1 protein-coding gene is annotated in these 2,038 nt (G+C 24.7%); it reads right to left on the bottom strand.

What is annotated here, in order from left to right; all coding sequences use genetic code 11:
- A partial coding sequence (locus Q1J76_RS10490; RefSeq protein WP_498034214.1) for a V-type ATP synthase subunit I domain-containing protein occupies window positions 1–2,009 on the bottom strand: 2,009 nt, incomplete at its 3' end.
- Window positions 2,010–2,038 lie beyond the last annotated feature (29 nt).

The raw sequence follows: 2,038 nt of genomic DNA, 5'->3' as shown, positions 1-2,038 counted from the left end.
TTAAATAAATGCTCTATACTTTCATTTTTACCAGATACTGAAAATAAATTATCTTTAATAGAGATTAATTTACTTTCTAATTCTTCTTTATCTTTCAATATCTGATCTTCCAACTCTGAGGATTTATCTAATGATTCATTAATATTATTCTTCATACTATCTATATAGCTGTTTAATAACTCTACATTAGAACTTAAAGAACTCAAATCATTAGAATATTCATCTTTCAATTGATAGAAACTATTCTCTAAATCTTCTAACTTGGAGAAATTTTCCTTAATAGAATTAAATGACTCTTCTAAACTATTCTTCTCTAAAGTTAACTCAGTTATACTTTCATCTGCTCGAATACTATCTATCTCTTCCTTCAATCTATTAATATGATCTAAAATAATAGACTTATCATCTGAAAGTAAATCTTTAATATAATTAATATCACTCTCTGAATTATTTACTCTATACAATAAATCACTAGTAAACTCTTCAAAAGCTTTTTCTATTCTATCTTTCTCATCTTCAAAGAGAGAGGAAATATCTTCTTTATTACTCATATTATTCAAAAGCTCTGACTTCAAAATATCAAACTCTGTTTTTATATCATCTATTCTATTAGATAATAAATCTTTCTCAGAACTCTGTAAATCTATAAGCTCATCTCTATCTAAAATACTACCCTTTATCATCTCTAAGGCTTCATCAAAATCTCGGCTTAAAGATTCATATCTATCATTAACTTTATTAACTTCTTCTTCTAATTTACTATTTAAGCCACCTATATCAAAATAAACCTTATCTGATAAATTGGATAAATCATCATTAACCTTATTAAGAACATTAGACATCTCATCTTCTATCTTCTTATTGATAATGCCTAACTGCTCTGATAAATAAAGGCTATATTCATTCTTATTAAAGATTATCTCTTTAGAATCTTTTTCTAATCTATGAATGACTTCTAAAAGTTTTTCATTAGATTCTTTTTCAAACTTAGAAATAGCATTCTCTATATTAGATTCCAAAGTACTAAAAGAAGATTTAGCAATATTATCTAATTGTACTTTAGCTTCTTCTAAAACATTGATCTTATCAGATACTTCTTTATCCATCTTATCTGAATAATCTTTCAAATAATTATCTATATAATTCTTCTCATTAGATAAATGTTTACTCTCTGATTCTTCTCTAGCTTTCTCTATCTCTTCCTTAACAGAATTACTATAATCTTTTAAAGAGTTCAAAGAATTATTATAAGTATCATTTATCAAATTAGAATAATGCTCATAACCTTTTCTTATCTCATCTATAAGACTATGTGATTCTTCTAGTAATTTATCTGACTCTAAATTTCTATAGCTTTCAATATTCTTTATCTCTTCATCATATTTAGATACTGCTTCATTTAACATAGTATGAAGATTATCTAAATTAGATGCTATATCATTATTAAGTTTAGAATCTGTATCTAATAATCTTTCTTCTATCTCTAATATCTTAGAATCTATATTAGAATAGATACTATGCTCTTTCTCTTCAATTTTAGCCAATACTTCAGATATAAGTTTATTTTTATTATCATCTGTAGATGCTAAATAATCAGATATATCTTTCTTCGCATTTTCTAGCTGAGATAACAAATTATTAATATTATCATCTTTCCAAACAGATATATCTTCATTAATAGAGTCTATTTTATTATTCAAATCATTCAAATAATTTTCGAATTTCAATTCTGTTTCTTTCTTAACTTCTTCTAATTCGTTTCTCATCTCAGAAGCATACAAACTTCTAATTTTAGTACTATCAGACCAAGTATCTTCAAAATATTCTATACGCTTCTCTAATCTATCTCTAAACTCTACATTATCATTATGAACCCTATTAAATAATTCATCTAATTTCTTTAACTCTTCATTAAATAAATGCTCTATACTTTCATTTTTACCAGATACTGAAAATAAATTATCTTTAATAGAGATTAATTTACTTTCTAATTCTTCTTTATCTTTCAATATCTGATCTTCCAACTCTGAGGATTTAT

Origin of the sequence: Brachyspira sp., assembly GCF_029258575.1 — a bacterium.
Taxonomy (GTDB): domain Bacteria; phylum Spirochaetota; class Brachyspiria; order Brachyspirales; family Brachyspiraceae; genus Brachyspira.
This window is presented reverse-complemented; position numbering and strand designations above follow the sequence as displayed.